General features: G+C 54.8%; 8 protein-coding genes. 7 read left to right on the top strand and 1 reads right to left on the bottom strand.

Annotated features, from left to right (window positions below; all coding sequences use genetic code 11):
- Positions 1 to 10 precede the first annotated feature (10 nt).
- From aceF to STH12_RS20280, 5 genes are all read left to right on the top strand, one after another.
- On the top strand, positions 11 to 1,942 hold the full coding sequence (gene aceF / locus STH12_RS20260; protein WP_126169212.1) for a pyruvate dehydrogenase complex dihydrolipoyllysine-residue acetyltransferase: 1,932 nt from the start codon (positions 11 to 13) through the stop codon (positions 1,940 to 1,942).
- A 170-nt stretch (positions 1,943 to 2,112) separates the two neighbouring features.
- Entirely contained in the window at positions 2,113 to 3,543 is a 1,431-nt protein-coding gene (gene lpdA / locus STH12_RS20265; RefSeq protein WP_126169213.1) for a dihydrolipoyl dehydrogenase, read from the top strand.
- A 151-nt stretch (positions 3,544 to 3,694) separates the two neighbouring features.
- Positions 3,695 to 8,170 carry an EAL domain-containing protein gene (locus STH12_RS20270; protein ID WP_126169214.1) on the top strand — a complete coding sequence of 1,492 codons (4,476 nt, stop codon included), beginning with the start codon at positions 3,695 to 3,697 and terminating at the stop codon, positions 8,168 to 8,170.
- A gap of 104 nt (positions 8,171 to 8,274) precedes the next feature.
- Complete coding sequence (locus STH12_RS20275; protein WP_126169215.1) at positions 8,275 to 10,476, top strand: patatin-like phospholipase family protein; 2,202 nt, start codon at positions 8,275 to 8,277, stop codon at positions 10,474 to 10,476.
- 143 nt (positions 10,477 to 10,619) lie between these two features.
- The gene (locus STH12_RS20280) at positions 10,620 to 12,680 is read left to right on the top strand and encodes a M13 family metallopeptidase (RefSeq protein WP_126169216.1); all 2,061 of its coding nucleotides are present in this window, start codon (positions 10,620 to 10,622) and stop codon (positions 12,678 to 12,680) included.
- Positions 12,681 to 12,755: 75 nt separating this feature from the next.
- On the opposite strand, the gene hxpB is transcribed toward STH12_RS20280, so the two are convergent.
- Positions 12,756 to 13,421 (bottom strand): hexitol phosphatase HxpB, encoded by a 666-nt coding sequence (gene hxpB, locus STH12_RS20285; protein WP_126169217.1) that lies wholly within the window; start codon positions 13,419 to 13,421, stop codon positions 12,756 to 12,758.
- A 370-nt stretch (positions 13,422 to 13,791) separates the two neighbouring features.
- Between hxpB and acnB the strand changes: the two genes are divergently transcribed.
- Both acnB and STH12_RS20295 read left to right on the top strand, forming a co-directional pair.
- Positions 13,792 to 16,389: a bifunctional aconitate hydratase 2/2-methylisocitrate dehydratase gene (acnB, locus tag STH12_RS20290; RefSeq protein ID WP_126169218.1), complete on the top strand. Its 2,598-nt coding sequence runs from the start codon at positions 13,792 to 13,794 to the stop codon at positions 16,387 to 16,389.
- Between the two features lie 1,000 nt (positions 16,390 to 17,389).
- Positions 17,390 to 18,163: an Eco47II family restriction endonuclease gene (locus STH12_RS20295; RefSeq protein ID WP_126169219.1), complete on the top strand. Its 774-nt coding sequence runs from the start codon at positions 17,390 to 17,392 to the stop codon at positions 18,161 to 18,163.
- Positions 18,164 to 18,184: the final 21 nt, after the last annotated feature.

The following is an 18,184-nucleotide window of genomic DNA, read 5'->3' on the forward strand; positions in this document are numbered from 1 at the left end:
AGACGAGACAATGGCAATCGAAATTCATGTACCCGATATCGGCACTGATGAAGTCGAAGTGACCGAGATCCTGGTCAAGGTGGGTGATTCCATCACTGAAGATCAGTCGCTGATCACCGTGGAAGGCGACAAGTCTTCCATGGAAGTACCGGCTCCCAAGGCCGGTGTGGTCAAGGAAATCAAAATTGCGGTGGGCGACAAGGTCGCCACCGGCTCACTGATCATGATGTTTGAAGGTGAGCAAGCTGCTGCCGCAACGGCTCCAGCGGCCCAGGCCGCGGCGCCAGCGCCGGTTGCTGCAGCCCCTGCCGCTGCTTCGGCACTGAAAGATGTGTTCGTGCCCGACATCGGCGGTGACGAAGTTGAAGTCACTGAAATTCTGGTGAAAGTGGGCGACAGCATCTCTGATGAGCAGCCACTGATCACCGTAGAAGGCGACAAGGCCTCTATGGAAGTGCCAGCGCCGTTCGCCGGTGTGCTGAAAGAAATCAAGGTCGCCACCGGTGACAAGGTAGCCACCGGCTCCCTTATCATGGTGTTCGAGACTCAGGCTGCATCTGCTGCCCCTGTGGCCGCTGCTGCGCCAGCGCCGGTTGCCGCCGCGCCCGTGGCTGTGGCTGGCGGTGACAAAGACATTCACGTGCCGGACATCGGTGGCGATGAAGTGGAAGTGACCGAAGTACTGGTGAAGGTAGGCGACACAGTTGCTGCCGACCAGTCACTGCTGACTGTGGAAGGCGACAAGGCCTCCATGGAAGTGCCAGCGCCATTTGCCGGTACCGTGAAAGCCATCAAGGTGGCCGCGGGCGACAAGGTGTCTACCGGTTCACTGATTATGGTGTTTGAAGTCGCAGGGAATCCTGTGGCAGCTGCTGCTCCTGCTGCCGCGCCAGCTGCACCTGTGGCTCAAGCTGCTGCTCCGGCCGCTGCGGCGCCTGGCGCAAATGCCCAGGCTCAGTCTCCGTCTCAGTCTCAAAGCAAGACAGGCGAGTTCGTGGAAAACCACGAGTACGCCCACGCGTCACCGGTTATCCGTCGTCTGGCCCGTGAGTTTGGCGTTAACCTCGCCAAGGTCAAGGGTACAGGTCGCAAGGGCCGCGTGGTACGCGAAGACGTGCAGTCTTACATCAAAGAAGCACTCAAGCGTCTCGAGTCAGGCTCAGCCACCGCTGCTGCGGGTGCTGCCTCTGGTGCTGGTCTGAACCTGCTGCCATGGCCTAAGGTCGACTTCAGCAAGTTTGGTGAAGTTGAAACTCAGCCGCTGTCTCGCATCAAGAAGATCAGTGGTGCCAACCTGCACCGCAACTGGGTGATGATCCCCCATGTGACTCAGTTTGATGAGGCCGACATCACCGAGCTTGAAGATTTCCGTAAGGCGCAAAACGCCGAAGAAGCCAAGCGCGATACCGGCATGAAGATCACCCCACTGGTGTTCATCATGAAGGCGGTGGCCAAGTCGCTGGAAGCCTTCCCATCGTTCAACGCGTCTCTGTCGGAAGATGGCGAGAGCCTCATTCTGAAGAAATACATCAACATCGGCATTGCGGTGGATACCCCCAATGGTCTGGTGGTACCTGTGGTACGTGATGTGAACAAGAAAGGCATCTATGAGCTGTCCCGCGAGCTGGCCGATATCTCCAAGAAGGCCCGCGCCGGCAAGTTGACTGCCTCTGACATGCAGGGCGGCTGCTTTACCATCTCCAGCCTGGGTGGCCTCGGTGGTACCTCGTTCACCCCAATCGTGAATGCCCCTGAAGTGGGTATTTTGGGTGTGTCCAAGTCTGAGATGAAGCCCAAGTGGAACGGCAAAGAATTCGTGCCACGTCTGATGTTGCCACTGTCGCTGTCGTACGATCACCGGGTGATCGACGGCGCCGAAGGTGCCAAGTTCACCACTTATCTGAGCGGTGTACTGTCAGACATACGCAAACTCGTTCTGTAACCGTAAAGGCTGTCCTGAATAGGACGGCCTTTTTATTGTGATCCGTGTCGAACGCGGGTTAAAATGCGGCCACCTTACAAGCGGGCCGATAGTTGGTTTAAAAAGTCGCCTCCCTCAAATGCTTGAGCAACTTTTTAAACGACGGAATGAAGAAAAATTCAGAGGAAAACATGAGTAATCAAATCAAAACTCAGGTAGTAGTGTTGGGCGCGGGCCCTGCGGGTTATTCCGCTGCTTTCCGTGCTGCCGACCTTGGTCTGGAAACCGTAATCATCGAGCGCTTCAGCACCCTGGGTGGCGTGTGTCTGAACGTGGGTTGTATCCCATCAAAGGCCCTGCTGCACATTGCCAAAGTGATTGAAGAAGCCAAAACTGCTGCCGAGCACGGCGTAGTATTCGGCGAGCCAAGCATCGATATCGACAAGCTGCGCGGCTACAAAGAGAAAGTGATCGGCCAACTGACCGGTGGTCTGGGTGGCATGGCCAAGATGCGTAAAGTGCAGGTTGTAAACGGTCTGGGTAAATTCACCGGCCCTAACAGCATCGAAGTAACCGGTGCCGACGGCGCCGCGACTGTAATCAACTTCGACAACGCCATCATTGCTGCAGGTTCACGTCCAATCCAGCTGCCATTCATTCCTCATGAAGACCCACGTATTTGGGACTCTACCGATGCACTGGAGCTGAAAGAAGTACCTAAGAAGCTGCTGGTGATGGGCGGCGGTATTATCGGTCTGGAAATGGGTACTGTGTACCATGCTCTGGGCAGTGACATCGACGTGGTTGAAATGTTCGACCAGGTTATCCCAGCTGCAGACAAAGACGTGGTGAAGGTTTACACCCGTAAGATCAGCAAGAAATTCAACCTGATGCTGGAAACCAAGGTGACCGCGGTTGAAGCCAAAGAAGACGGTATCTACGTCTCTATGGAAGGCAAGAAGGCCCCAACTGAGCCTGTGCGTTACGACGCCGTGCTGGTGGCCATCGGCCGTACCCCTAACGGCAAGCTGATCGACGCCGACAAGGCTGGCATCAACGTTGATGAGCGCGGCTTTATCAATGTAGACAAGCAACTGCGCACCAACGTGCCACACATCTTCGCCGTGGGCGACATCGTGGGTCAGCCAATGCTGGCGCACAAAGGTGTGCATGAAGGCCACGTGGCTGCCGAAGTGATCTCTGGTCTGAAGCACTTCTTCGATCCTAAGGTTATCCCATCTATCGCTTACACCGACCCTGAAGTGGCCTGGGTAGGTCTGACCGAGAAAGAAGCCAAAGAGAAAGGCATCGCGTACGAAACTGCGACCTTCCCATGGGCTGCTTCCGGCCGCGCCATCGCTTCTGACGCCAGCGACGGTATGACCAAGCTGATTTTCGACAAAGAGACTCACCGTGTTATCGGTGGTGCCATTGTTGGTGTGAACGGCGGCGAGCTGCTGGGCGAAATCGGCCTGGCCATCGAGATGGGTTGTGATGCCGAAGATATCGCGCTGACCATCCACGCTCACCCAACTCTGCACGAGTCTGTGGGTCTGGCGGCTGAGGTTTACGAAGGTTCTATCACTGACCTGCCAAATCCAAAGGCGAAAAAGAAAAAGTAATTTTCTGATCCGCCGCAAAAAAGACGCCGAAATGGCGTCTTTTTTTATGGCGGCATTTGTGAATGGTGTAAAATTTATGTAATTATCTTCAGGTCTTAGGCTGCTGGTGGCTCTTGGGAATCTGGTCGCAGATCTTAACGCAATAAAAATCATGATAAGAAAAGCCGTTCATCATCTGCTGTTGTGTTTGTGCCTTTATCTGCCCTGGCTGGGAATAAGCCACGGCGGCGAATTTGTGCAGCGCGTTTTTGAAAGCCGCGATGGCTTGTCCAATGGCATGGTGAACTCCATAGCCTTCGATGGCTATGGTTTTGTCTGGGTTGCCACCGAAGATGGCCTGTTCCGGGTCAGCAAGACCCTGGTGCGACGCATCGACACCTATCAGGGCGAAACCCGCCTCAACGATTCTTACTTTGTGGATGTCAAAGCCCTCGGGCAAGAACATCTGCTGATAAGCCTCTCCGACGTTATTTATCGCTATCACATTCCCTCCGACAGCTTCGAGCAGGTCGGCACCGCAGAACTCATGCCTGAATTTGAGGGCGGCGGGATCGTAAGTTCCAACTTTGTTGATGACCACACGCTGGTGTTCCTGACCAGCGAAGGCGAAGTGTATCGGCTCAACTTCAGCAGCTGGCAGATAGAAAAAGTCATTCAGCTGCAACAGGACCCGGATCAACCCTGGGATAAAATTTTGTCCCTCTCCGATGGCAGATTGTTGATTGGTAAGGAATACCACCTGGAGCTTCGCAGCCGTCAGGGGGAAAAGCTGGTGGACTTGCCCTGGGTGGAAGCCTCTGGACAGGCGAAGCGCTTCTACCGTGACCGGGCCGGGCGGGTATGGCTGACCTCGAGCGACGGTCTGTTCAGCATCGACCCGCAGCGAGAACAGATAACCGCTGTTACCGAAGTGCCGTTTTATGTCACCGCCATCAACGAGGATGCCAAAGGCAATCTGTGGCTTGCCAGCCGCGGTGGGGTACTGAAATGGGAGCCCGAGTCGCGCAAGCTCACCACCTTCGATGGTGACCTGCGCCGCACTGCCAACATCGACTACCTTACCGATCTTGCCATCGACAATCAGGGGCTGATTTGGCTTGGTGGCGCCGGTGACGGCCTGGTGCTGGCGGTGGACACGCCGGACTTCCTGAAGCAGAAATTTACCGACGCGCCGCCGTATCAGCTTGGCAATCAGATGGTGTGGTCTATCTACACTGAGGGCAATAGCTATTGGTTTGGTACCGATGCGGGCGTCATTCGGGTGGAAGAAGGCAAGCCGGGCTCGGTGCTTATCACGCCCGATGAGTTTGAGCCCAATGACAGCGTCTACGCGGTGATGTCGTTAAGTCAGGACGAATTATTAATCGCCACCACCAACGGCCTGTTTGTGCTGAATAAGCAAACCAATGCTGCCCGGCGCTTTTCGGAATGGACCCACGGCAGTGAGTCGTTGAAGCGCAAATACATTCTGAATGTGTATCAGGACCCCGGCATTCCCGGCCGCATCTGGTTTTTGACTGCGACCGGACTCTTCTATTGGGAGCCGGGGCTGTTCGACCCGCAGGAATTTTCCATTCAAAGCCGCAGCGGTGAGCCGCATCTGCCCTCACTTTACACTATGCTCAGGGCGGCCGACGGTAAGTTGTGGCTGGGGGGCGAGCGCAAGTTCGGCTATCTCGACGGCGATAACTACTACATCGATAAAACCGAGATGTTTGCCAACTTCAAGGGCGATTTGCAGGTCAGCCAGATTGCAGAAATTGCCCCTGGCAAGTTCTGGCTGGGAACGCCCATGTATGGCGTGCTCGAGTATCAGGAAGCCTCTGACAGTCTCGAGTCATTGATGGAGCGCTGGAAGCTCAGCTGCTACATCTCCTACGGCATTGTTGATACCGCGGATTATCGGGTGCTGGTTTGCCCCAAATCCCTGGTGCGGCAACACAAGGCCACCGGTGAGGTGCAGGTGTTTTCGGCCAATGATGGGGTGGTGAATTCCGAATTCAATGAAGGGGCCATCAGTTACCGGCCCGACAAAGGGCTGTTTTTGGGCAGCCCCAACGGGGTGCGACTTCTGGATGTGGCCACCCTGTCCAATCGGATTTTCAATGAGCGGGTGTTCCTGGAATCGGTCACAGTGTTTTACGACAATCACGTCGAAAAGGCGTTGGTGCCGTCCAGCGATACCTACCTCGCCCCCGGCGCACGCATGATTAGCCTGCAGCTGACCACCAACGATTATCTGGACGATTCCCCCATTCGCTTCCAGTATCGGCTTGCCCGCCGCGGTGAGCTCAAAGAGCCCCACTATCTGATGCTCGACGGTCAGCCGCAGCTGAACTTATCCGGGCTCTCCGCCGGTTCCCACAGTCTGGAAATTCTCAGCCAGCGCCACGGGGTTTGGTCAGAAACCCCATATATTCACCAGCTGAAGGTAGACCTTTACTGGTGGGAAACCCCCTGGTTCAAGTGGTCGCTGATTTTTATGCTGATGGGTCTGACCCTGGCCATCATCTTCGTGCGTCAGCGCCAGGTCTCCCGTTTCCGCGCCATCAACACTGCGCTGCAGGAGAGTGAAGAGCGGCTCAGGCAGTCGCTGCGCGGCAGTGACTCCGATTTGTGGCTGTGGACCCGTAAAGACAACAACTTCTATCTGGACAACAAAAATGGCGTGCTGTCGGTCGACAAGGACGTCCTGGTGTTGGCGCCCGCCGATTTCCCAATCCATCCCGACGATAAAGAGCGGGTGCTGAACCACTGGAATGCGGTGGTGGACGGTGAAATCGATCGCTTCGATGCCGAATATCGCTTCCGGCGCCGCAGTGGCAGCTGGGGTTGGCTGCGGGTACGCGGCCGTCCAAGTCAGCTGGCACGGGACACGGGTGAAGTGCTGAAAATCAGCGGCATCTACAGTGATATTACTCAGCACAAAGAGCTGCAAAATGAGGTGGATCTGCTGGCGCAGGCCTTTGAAAACACGTCGGAAGGGGTGCTTATTCTCGATGCTGACGAGCAAATCAAGGTGGCCAACCGCGCGGCTCAATCGATACTGGGCTCAACCACGGGTGAGCTCAGTGGGCGCAAGTTTATTTCGCTGTTGTCGGAGCACGGCGGTAACCGCAGTGAGATAGCGGCGCTGCTCGCCAACGGCATGAGCTGGACCGGCGAGCGTGAACTGCGTATCGCCAAGGGGCAGGTGTGTCCTGTGTGGCTCAATGTCTCGGCCATGCTTGGATTGCAGGGCAGGGTGCAGCACTACGTGGTGGTGTTCTCGGACATCACAGAGCGTAAGCGCAGCGAGGCCGACCTGCGCCGTTTGGCCAACTACGATGTGCTGACCGGCTTGCCCAACCGTTCGCTGTTTGCCGCCAGACTGAATCAGGCCATTCACAAGGCGACCCAGCACGATGAGAAGCTGGCGCTGATGTTCCTGGACCTCGACCGCTTCAAGCACGTCAACGATTCGTTCGGCCACAGCATGGGTGATGCCTTGCTGGTGGAAGCTGCGGCGCGGCTGCAGTCCTGTATCGACCCCGAATATACCCTGTGCCGCTTTGGTGGCGATGAGTTTGTGGTGCTCGTCAATGGCGCCGAAGTAGACACGCTCAACCATCTGGCCAACGCCATGCTGGAGCAAATCGAGACGCCGTTCAGGCTGTTTGGCCGCGAGTTTTATATCTCCACCAGTATCGGTATTTCCATTTGGCCCGATGATGCGCGTCAGCCGGAGGCGCTGATTAAAAATGCCGATTTGGCTATGTACCATGCCAAAGAAGAAGGCCGCGGCAACTTCCAGTATTACTCTCAGGAGCGTAACGCCGAGGCGCTGTACCATTTACGCCTGGAGGCTGACCTTCGTAAGGCGTTGGAGCGCGGTGAGTTTTTGCTGAACTACCAGCCACAGGTCGATGTGCTGGAAGACAATCAACCTGTGGGGATGGAAGCCCTGCTGCGCTGGAAACACCCCAAAGATGGTTTTGTGCGTACTGACATCTTTATCAAGGTGGCAGAAGCCTGCGGCCTGGTGATTGATATCGACAAGTGGGTGCTGAAGCAGGCCTGTTCCGACGGCGCCCGCTGGAGCAAGCTGCTTGGTCGGCCATTCAAGCTGTCAGTGAACATTTCGGCGGTGCATTTCCGTCAGCACGACTTTATTGAGCATCTGCAGCAAACTCTGGACGAAACCGGTATGCCGGTGGAAAACCTGGCGCTGGAAATCACCGAAGGGGTGCTGATGAAGGAGCTGCACGTGGCCCGCGACCACCTGCGGCAGCTGAAAAGTATGGGCGTGCAGGTGGCGATTGATGACTTCGGTACCGGTTACTCTTCGCTGGCGTACCTGCGTCACTTCGATGTGAACGTGCTGAAGATTGACCGCTCCTTCCTGATAGATATCGCCGATAACCCGGCGGATCAGGCCATAGTGTCCAGCATCATAGAACTGGCCCGCAACCTGAAGCTCAAGGTTGTGGCCGAAGGGATTGAAACCGAAGAGCAGCTCGAACAGGTGTTCCGCCGTGGCTGCCATGTAATCCAGGGATACTATTTCGCCAAACCCATGCCAAGGGATGATTTGGATGCCTTCCTCGGCTTGTCTGATCCCGACGAGGCCCTCTCAAGCCAGGTCTGATGAGTCTGTTACTGCTCAGTAAGTATTCAAGTTTTTAACTTTATTGCGCCATGTCTGATAGAATGGCGCACAACTTTTTTCCGATACCTTAGCGACCGGCTTAAATGAAGAAGATACTGTCTCTGCTGCTGCTTTTTTCCCTGACTGCCGCCCAGGCTGCCGATCGCCCCAAGATTGGCCTGGTGCTCAGTGGCGGCGGTGCCAAAGGGGCTGCCCATGTGGGGGTGCTCAAGGTATTGGAAGAGAACCACATTCCGGTGGACTACGTGGCAGGCACCAGTATTGGCGCTTACGTGGCAGGTATGTATGCCCTGGGGTACAGCGCCGCCGAAATCGAAGCCATCATGATGAACGTGGACTGGAACCGCGGCTATTCCGACACCATTCCCCGTGAGTCCCTGAGCTACCGCGATAAGCAGCTCAGAGACAAGTACAACATCCCGCTGAACCTGGGTTACAGCGAGCAGGAAGTAAAAACCCCCAGCGGTTTGCTGCGGGGGCAGACCATGTCGGTGCTGCTGCGTGAATCCACCGATGTGGTACGCGAATTTGCCAGTTTCGATGAACTCGCCATCCCTTACCGCGCCGTGGCTACCGACTTGGCCACCAGTCAGCCGGTGGTGCTTGCCAGCGGCAGTGTGGTTAAAGCCATGCAGGCCTCCGCCACTGTGCCCGGCGCGCTGCAGCCCATGCTGATTGACGAGCGACTGCTGGTGGATGGCGGCATCGCCAACAATATGCCGGTAGACGTGGTCAAGGCCATGGGCGCCGATATCGTGATTGCCGTGGACATTGGCTCGCCGCTGGTGGGTAAAGAGCAGCTTAACAGCACCATAGCCGTGCTCAATCAGCTGTCGACCATGCTGACCGCAGCCAGCACCGAAGCGCAAAAGAAATTACTGACCGATGCCGACGTACTTATCCGTCCAGCCATCGATGATTTGAGTACCACGGATTTCAGCGTGATGAGCACCGCTTTGGTGCTCGGTGAAGAGGCGGCCGATACTCAGCTTGCCAAGCTGCGCAGCCTCAGCGTCGATGCCGAGCGTTATGCCGTGTATCAGGACAGCAAGCGTCAGCGCTCCAAGGTTTGGCTCGATGATATGCAGCGGCCGGTGGTGAAGGTGGTATACGCCAACCAGTCGCGGGTCAGCGAAAGCCTGCTGGCGGAGACTCTGGGTATCGATGCCGGAGAAGTGGTCAGCCGTGAAGAGCTGGAAGCCGGGATCAATCAGCTTTATGCGCTGAACCGTTTCGAGCGGGTGGATGCCGAGTTTACCGATACCCCGGATGGCCGGGTGCTGACCGTGAACACCAAAGCCAAGTCCTGGGGGCCCAACTATTTTGATCTGGGCTTTAACTGGGAAGATGACTTTACCGCCGACTCGGCCGTGACCCTGGATACCGCCTACACCATGACCAACCTCAATGAGAATGGCGGTGAGTGGCGCAACGAACTTAAGCTGGGTTACGAAAAGCTGATTGGCACCGAATTTTATCAGCCGCTGGATCGCGACCAGCAGTTTTACGGCCGCGCCCGTTATCAGTATGAAATCGAAGCCTGGGATCTGTTCGACGCCAATAACAAGGTGTTTGAGCTGGATAAAAATACCCACCAAATCGATTTGGGTCTGGGGCTTAACTTTGCCCGCCATGGGCAGATGGAAATTGGTATCACCGGCGAGAAAGGCAAAATCTCCAATGAAGCCTGGCTGGCCGACGATCTGGGATTCACCTCCTACGGCAGCTACTTCCAGGTGGGCTACGACAGCCTAAACAGCATCAGCTTCCCAACCTCGGGTAACAGGGTCACCCTCAAGGTGACCATGCGCAAGGAAGAGTTTGATCTTGAGGGCGTGGAAAACGAATCCAGCACCCAAATCCAGGCCGACTGGAAAGGTGCACTGGGCTTTGGTAATCACGCCTTCGTGGGTAAGGCATCGCTGGAGTCGTCCGACTCCGACGGCAATTCCATCCACATTGCTGAGCTCGGCGGTTTCCTCAATCTGTCCGGTTACCGCAAAGATGCGCTGGCCGGTGCCCACAAGGTGTTTGGCGCCTTTGTGTATCAGTATGACCTTGGCCGCGATGCGCTGGGGATGACAGATTACCCGCTCTACCTTGGCGCCAGTGTCGAGGCCGGTAACGTCTGGTGGGAAATGGATGATGTGTCACTGAACGACCTTATCTATGCTGGCAGCCTCTATATAGGCACAGACACAGATCTGGGCCCTGCCGCTTTGGGTATCGGCCTCAGTGACGATGGCCAGCGCTCCTTCTACCTGTTCATCGGCAAGAACTTCTAAGTAAGGTGCGAGCAAGTCCTCGCACCTTGCCCAACTCACAGAATTTTACAAAAACCCGCTTAGAGCAGCCTGACATCTCCTGTTAGGCTGTGCGGGACCTTTCTGCCCGCCGCATGGGCATATAACAATAACCGGGGATTGATATGACCAAGTTATCTACTCTGGCGCTGGGCGTAGCCCTGGGGCTGGGTCTGGCTGGCTGTGCCGACAGCACCAAGGCGCCCGAAGCCGCCGTTGCCAATACCGTTGCCGTTTCTGGCATCGAACAGCAAAACTTCGATCAAGATGTGCGTCATCAGGACGACTTCTACTACAGCGTCAACGGCAACTGGCTGAAGAACACGCCAATTCCTGCCGACAAATCCAACTACGGCGCCTTCTCTGTGCTTTATGATGACAGCCAGAAAGCCCTGCGCGAAATCGTTGAAGCCGCAGCCGCCAAAGAAAACAAACAGGCTGGCTCCACCGAGCAAAAAATCGGTGACTTCTACCAAAGCTACATGAACACCGACAAGCTGGAGCAGCTGGGTGTTGCGCCGGTTAAGCCTGCGCTGGATGCCATTGCCAAGGCAAAAAGCCATGAGGCACTGGCGGGTCTGATGGGCAAATTGCTCACCGACGGCAGCAAAATTCCTTTCGGTTTCTGGGTCAACAACGACGCCAAAAACTCTTCCCAGTACGCGGTATACATGAGCCAGAGCGGCCTGACCCTGCCGGATCGCGATTACTACCTGAAAGACGACGCCAAGTATGTGGCCAACCGTGAAGCCCTGGCCAAGTACGTTACCGAGGTGCTGAGCGCTGCCGGTTACGCCGATGCCAAGCGCGCCGCCAACAGTGTGGCCGAGATTGAACTTTTCATCGCCAAAAACCAGTGGAGCCGGGTGGAGTCACGTGACGCCAACAAGGTTTACAACAAGCTGAGCCGTAAAGAACTCGATAAACTGTTCGGTGGGTTTGACTTTGAAGCCTTCGCCGCCAAAGCCGGCATGGGCGACAAGGTGACTGACATTATCGTGCGTCAGCCTTCCTACTTCGAAGCGCTGGGCAAGGGCTTCAATGAATTCCCGGTTGCCGCCTGGCAGGACTATCTGGCCTTCCATCTGGTGGATGGTGCCGCCGAGCTTTTAAGCGACAACTTTGTGCAGCTGCACTTTGATTTCCACGCCAAGACCCTGGCCGGTGTGCAGGAGCAGGCGCCACGTTGGAAGCGCGCCGTGGATGCGGCCGATCAGGTGATTGGTGAGCTGGTGGGTGAAGCCTATGTGAAGGCCCACTTCAAGCCCGAAGCCAAGGCCCGCATGGAGCAGCTTATTCATAACCTTATCAAAGCCTTCGAGGTGAGCATCAATGAGCTGGAGTGGATGACGCCCGAAACCAAGATTGCCGCCCAGGACAAACTGTCCAAGTTCACCTACAAGATTGGTTATCCGGACAAGTGGAAGGATTACACCGGGCTTGAAATTAAGGCCGACGATCTGGTGGGCAACTACGTGCGCTACGCCAACTTCGAGTACGCCGATATGCTGGGCAAGCTGGGTCAGCCAATCGATCGCACCGAGTGGCACATGACCCCGCAAACAGTGAACGCCTATTACAGCCCTGTGGGTAACGAAATTGTGTTCCCGGCCGCGATTCTTCAGCCGCCATTCTTCAACATGGATGCCGACGATGCGGTGAACTACGGGGGGATTGGAGCCGTGATTGGCCATGAAATCAGCCACGGCTTTGACGATCAGGGCTCCAAGTACGACGGTAACGGTAACCTGCGTAACTGGTGGTCTGACAAAGACCGTGACGAATTCCAGAAGCGTGGCAAGCAGCTGTCTGAGCAGTACAGCAAGTACGAAGCCCTGCCAGGCAAGTTTGTTAACGGTGACCTGACCTTAGGTGAAAACATCGGTGACCTCGGCGGCCTGACTGTAGCCCTGCGCGCCTATCAGATGAGCCTCAACGGCAAACCTGCGCCGGTAATCGATGGCCTGAGCGGCGATCAGCGCTTCTTTATGGGCTGGTCCCAGGTATGGCGCCGCAACTACCGCGATGAAGAGCTGGGCCGTCGTCTGCTGACCGACAACCACTCGCCAAGCCACTTCCGCGCCATGGGCACTCCACGTAACATCCCCGGCTTCTACCAGGCCTTCGGCGTGACCGAAAACGATAAGATGTACCTGCCAGAAGAGGCACGGGTGAAGATCTGGTAACGGATTTTCCCCAATAAAAAAGCCGGGCCCTGTTCAACACAGCGGCCCGGCTTTTTATTGTATTCTTACAGCCAGTTAGCCCTGGCTTGCCAGCAGCGGTGGCAGGGCGGTTAAGTCTTCTGCCTTTACATGGGCCACGGCCCAGCGGGCCTGCTCGCGCTCGTGGGCGGGGGGAATGGCGAGGGTCTGCATGGTGGCTGCGCGGGCAGCAATCAGGCCGTTGAATGAGTCTTCCACCGCCAGACAGTGACGTGCGGGTACGCCGAGGGCGTCGGCACACTTCAGATACACCTCGGGGTGGGGCTTGCCGTAATCGAGATGCTCGGCAGATTCCATGGCCTCGAAATAGCCGCGGATATTCAGGGTGTCCAGCACGGCATCGATAATGGCCCAGCTTGACGAGGTGGCAAGGCCTATTTTAAGGCCCTTGGCACGGCAAAATTCCAGCGCCTCAATCACGCCCTTCATGGGTACGCCTTCGGCGAGGATATGAGCCACCACGCCATCGACAATCTGTTTGGCCACGGCGGCGTTATCGTAGTTATCCCAGGGGAAACGGCGATACCAGTAGTCGACCACCATATCGATGCGCAGCCCCACGGTGTCGTGGATGTCTTCGGGCTTGATTGGCAGGCCGAGTCCGGCCAGTACTTCGTATTCGGCGAGTTGCCACACGGGTTCTGAATCGATAAGTATGCCGTCCATATCAAAAATTACGGCATCGATGCGGTTGGTTAACATGCTGGCTCCTCAGAAAATGAGTCGATATTGTCGCTTGGGCAAAAATTTTTTTCAGCCCATATTTGTCCGCACTGAAAAGTCGGCTGTTGAAATTAAATGGGGAGGTGATTGGTAACGTTTTGTATTGTATGAAATTTGCCCTTGTTTCAAACTATTGTCTAATTTCGTGCGTTTAATCGCTGGGATAAGGTGCCGCTTGCCCACAGAATTTCCGCAGATTTCCCCCGCACAAGAGTGTGAGCTGATTCATACTTTTTCAAAGCTGTAGTATACTGCAGCCCGGAAATCCGGGTCGTCCTGTCGGACTGTAGCCTTCATCCACGAAGACGTGCAGTTTCGTTGAGAGCGCCATACAAAGAGGAATGTTGCCGTGCTAGAAGCATATCGTAAACACGTCGAAGAACGTGCTGCAGAGGGCGTTGTCCCTAAGCCACTCGATGCCCACCAGGTAGCCGAACTGGTTGAATTAGTAAAGAATCCTCCAGCTGGTGAAGAAGCCTTCATCCTGGATCTGCTTGAAAACCGTATTCCCCCCGGCGTTGACGAAGCCGCCTATGTGAAGGCCGGTTTCCTGGATGCCATCGCCAAGGGCGCAGCCACTTCTCCTATCCTGAGCGCTGAGCGTGCCGTTGAGCTGCTGGGCACCATGCAGGGTGGCTACAACATCGAGCCGCTGATCCATCAACTGGACAACGACAAGCTGGCCCCTCTGGCCGTTAAAGCCCTGTCGCACACCCTGCTGATGTTCGATGCCTTCCACGATGTGGTTGAGAAGATGAACGCCGGCAACGCCCACGCCAAGACCGTAGTTGAGTCCTGGGCCAACGCCGAGTGGTTCCTGAGCCGTCCTAAGCTTGCCGACAAGATTTCGCTGACCGTATTCAAGGTAACCGGTGAAACCAACACCGACGACCTGTCTCCGGCTCCGGATGCCTGGTCTCGTCCAGATATCCCGCTGCACGCCCTGGCAATGCTGAAAAACGCCCGCGACGGCATTGTGCCCGATGAGCCAGGCGCCATTGGCCCAATCAAGAAAATCGAAGAGCTGAAAACCCAGGGTTTCCCACTGGTTTACGTGGGTGACGTAGTAGGTACCGGTTCTTCCCGTAAGTCTGCCACCAACTCAGTGCTGTGGTTCATGGGTGATGACATCCCATTCGTGCCAAATAAGCGCGCCGGTGGTTTCTGTCTGGGCGGCAAAATCGCTCCTATCTTCTTCAACACCATGGAAGATGCCGGCGCTCTGCCAATCGAGCTGGACGTCAGCAAGATGGAAATGGGCGATGTGATTGATATCTTCCCTTACGAGGGCAAGGTACGTCGCCATGGCAGCGATGAAGTGATTTCTGAGTTTGAACTCAAGACCGACGTGCTGCTGGATGAAGTACGCGCCGGTGGCCGTATTCCGCTGATCATCGGCCGCGGTCTCACCGACAAGGCCCGTGAAGTGCTGGGTCTGGGCGCATCTGCCGAGTTCGTTCGTCCTCAGGATGTGGCCGACACTGGCAAGGGTTTCACCCTGGCCCAGAAGATGGTTGGTAAAGCCTGTGGCGTGGCCGGTGTTCGCCCCGGTCAATACTGTGAGCCCAAGATGACTTCTGTAGGTTCTCAGGACACCACAGGTCCTATGACCCGTGACGAGCTGAAAGACCTCGCGTGTCTTGGCTTCAGCGCCGACCTGACCATGCAGTCATTCTGTCACACCGCCGCTTATCCAAAGCCAGTGGACGTGAACACTCACCACACCCTGCCTGACTTCATCATGAACCGCGGTGGTATTTCACTGCGTCCAGGTGACGGTGTTATCCACTCATGGCTGAACCGCATGCTGCTGCCCGATACCGTAGGTACCGGCGGTGACTCGCACACCCGTTTCCCAATCGGTATCTCCTTCCCGGCCGGTTCCGGTCTGGTAGCCTTTGCTGCTGCCACCGGAGTTATGCCACTGGATATGCCTGAGTCGGTACTGGTGCGCTTCAAGGGTCAAATGCAGCCTGGTATCACCCTGCGTGACCTGGTGCATGCCATCCCGCACAAGGCCATCGAAATGGGTCTGCTGACCGTTGAGAAGAAGGGCAAGAAGAACATCTTCTCTGGCCGCATTCTCGAAATCGAAGGTCTGGAACACCTGAAAGTTGAGCAGGCGTTCGAGCTGTCCGATGCCTCTGCCGAGCGCTCTGCCGCCGGTTGTACCATCAAGCTGGATAAAGATCCTATCATCGAGTATCTGAACTCCAACATCGTCATGCTCAAGTGGATGATCGCTGAAGGCTACGGTGACCGCCGTACCATCGAGCGCCGCATCAAGGGCATGGAAGAGTGGCTGAAGAACCCAGAGCTGATGGAAGCCGATAAGGATGCCGAGTACGCAGCGGTTATCGAAATCGACCTGAACAACATCAAAGAGCCAATCCTGTGTGCCCCGAACGATCCGGACGATGCCGTGCTGCTGTCTGCCGTTGCCAACACCAAGATTGACGAAGTGTTCGTTGGTTCCTGTATGACCAACATCGGTCACTTCCGTGCTACCGGTAAGGTACTGGACAAGTTCGCCAAGAGCCTGCCAACCCGTCTGTGGATTGCCCCGCCAACCAAGATGGACAAGGACCAGCTGACCGAAGAAGGTTACTACGGTATCTTCGGTCGCGTTGGTGCCCGTATCGAAATCCCCGGCTGTTCACTGTGTATGGGTAACCAGGCTCGCGTAGCCGATGGCGCCACCGTGGTGTCTACCTCTACCCGTAACTTCCCGAACCGTCTGGGTACCGGTGCCAACGTGTACCTGGCCTCAGCGGAACTCGCCGCCGTAGCCGCCCTGCTGGGCCGTCTGCCATCGCCAGAGGAATATCAGGTTTACGCCAAGGAAATCGACGCCACTGCCGCCGATACCTACCGTTACCTGAACTTCGACCAGATTGATTCCTACACCAAGAAAGCCGGTGAAGTGATCTTCCAATCTGCGGTCTAAGTACTGACTCGTTGAGTTGAAAAGCCGGCGCAAGCCGGCTTTTTTGTGTCTGTTTCTAGTAGGTTAGTAAAAGCCTGCCGCCCAAGGTAAGGCTACACACTCATACAGACATTGGGTTGCCCGGCAGCAATCTTTATTGTACCTTGGTGCAACTTGCTACTGACAAGGTTTTGTTAACCCTAAGATGATGAATTAAAGGCGTTAATTAAGCATTCCGTAAACGGTAAGCAGTACAAAAACGTGGATCAGGGAAGAACCGCTTAGCCCACGCCTTTTCAGGCGCGGCCAGCGAAGCAGGGACAGCGCCAACCAAGCATCAGCAAGGTAAATCACAGCCAAGCCCGCCCTTCAGCTTCTCCCCTCGTTGCACGAAACATGAACCAGCCCAAGGTTTGATAAAGCCCAAGGTTTGATTAAGCATAAGCTGCTAACTTGCTGTTGTTTTAATTGGATTTTTTACAAATGGCTTTTAACCAAAGCCATTTGGGCGGGTACGTAATAAAGCTGCGAGTGCCGGTGCGGTAGCCTACCCGGAATTTGGGTGTTTAGCGCCAACACGGGGCGTTTGTTGGGATTGCCAAACTGCGTTTGGCGAAAGTCGTGGGTCGCCGACCCACACCCGGGGGAAAGGGGACCGTTTCGACAGGCCCCCTTGTCCAATCCCCCAGCGACCCCAGACGAAGCCGAGCACTTTGGCCTTATGGGCTGAAAACGACCACCGCGACCGATTCGCTCCAAGCTCAACGGTCACTGCCTCGGCATCCATGCCTCGGCTCGCTCGTTTCATTCAGCCCAACAGCCAAAGCGGCTTCGATGGGGGATAATCAAAACCTGCGACATAGAGGTTATGACGGCAGTGTTATTGATAATGGCAAAAAACCAAGCACGCTTTGCTTGTAAATTGATATGGACAAAATTGTCTAACCCAAAGAATAATAGAAGATTCCCCGGCACACTATACAAATGTTAGGGCACCAAGTATCTGAGTATAGGAAGTAAAATGTCTCAAGAAGTAGTTCTTAATAATGCATTAACCAAACTAATTAATGCGTACAAAAATAAAATTGATGGATTTAATGTTCAAGACTTCCTTAAAACAGGAGTTGATCCTTTTCGATTTACAGTAAATGTTTCAATTTGGGGGCTAACATTAGCAGTTAGAAAAGAGATTGAACATAAGATAGAAATGGCTTTGGAAAATTTAATTGGTGACTTTCATGAGGACTATCTCGGTAATGTCATGCATATACCGACCAGTACGAAGTGGGAAAAGGTACCTGAAGGCTCAATTCCAGGCATTGATATAGCTAATAGAGAAAAAGAAGTATATTTTCAGATTAAAAGTAAGCACAACTCAATGAACTCTTCTTCTTCTAAAAAGTTAGCAGAAGAACTTGAAGAAACATCACAAATGTATCCAACTGCAGAAGTTGGTTGCCTCTGGGTGGTGGCAACTCAAGAGCGAAAAGCTATAGGTGAAAATCAAGTAGCTGAAGTCGCATCTTGCTATAAAGGTAATAAGTCTTATGAGGTGGTTACAGGAGTAGATGGGGAATTAACCTCTGTATTAAGTCAAACTCTAAAGTCAATACCTGATATTATAAAAACAATAGATTTTGGAACTTATAAAAATGAAAAGGGCGAAGAAGTAAAGAAGGATTTTCCTACGGTATTAGATGACGCCGCAAAGAGAGTTACGACGTCTTTAATGAAAATGGCTAAAGAAACCGGCATTTCAGAAATCGAAATTGTTAAAAATAACTCGATTAGCTAATGTAATTGAAATTAGGTTTTG

Source organism: Shewanella khirikhana (assembly GCF_003957745.1).
Lineage (GTDB): Bacteria > Pseudomonadota > Gammaproteobacteria > Enterobacterales > Shewanellaceae > Shewanella > Shewanella khirikhana.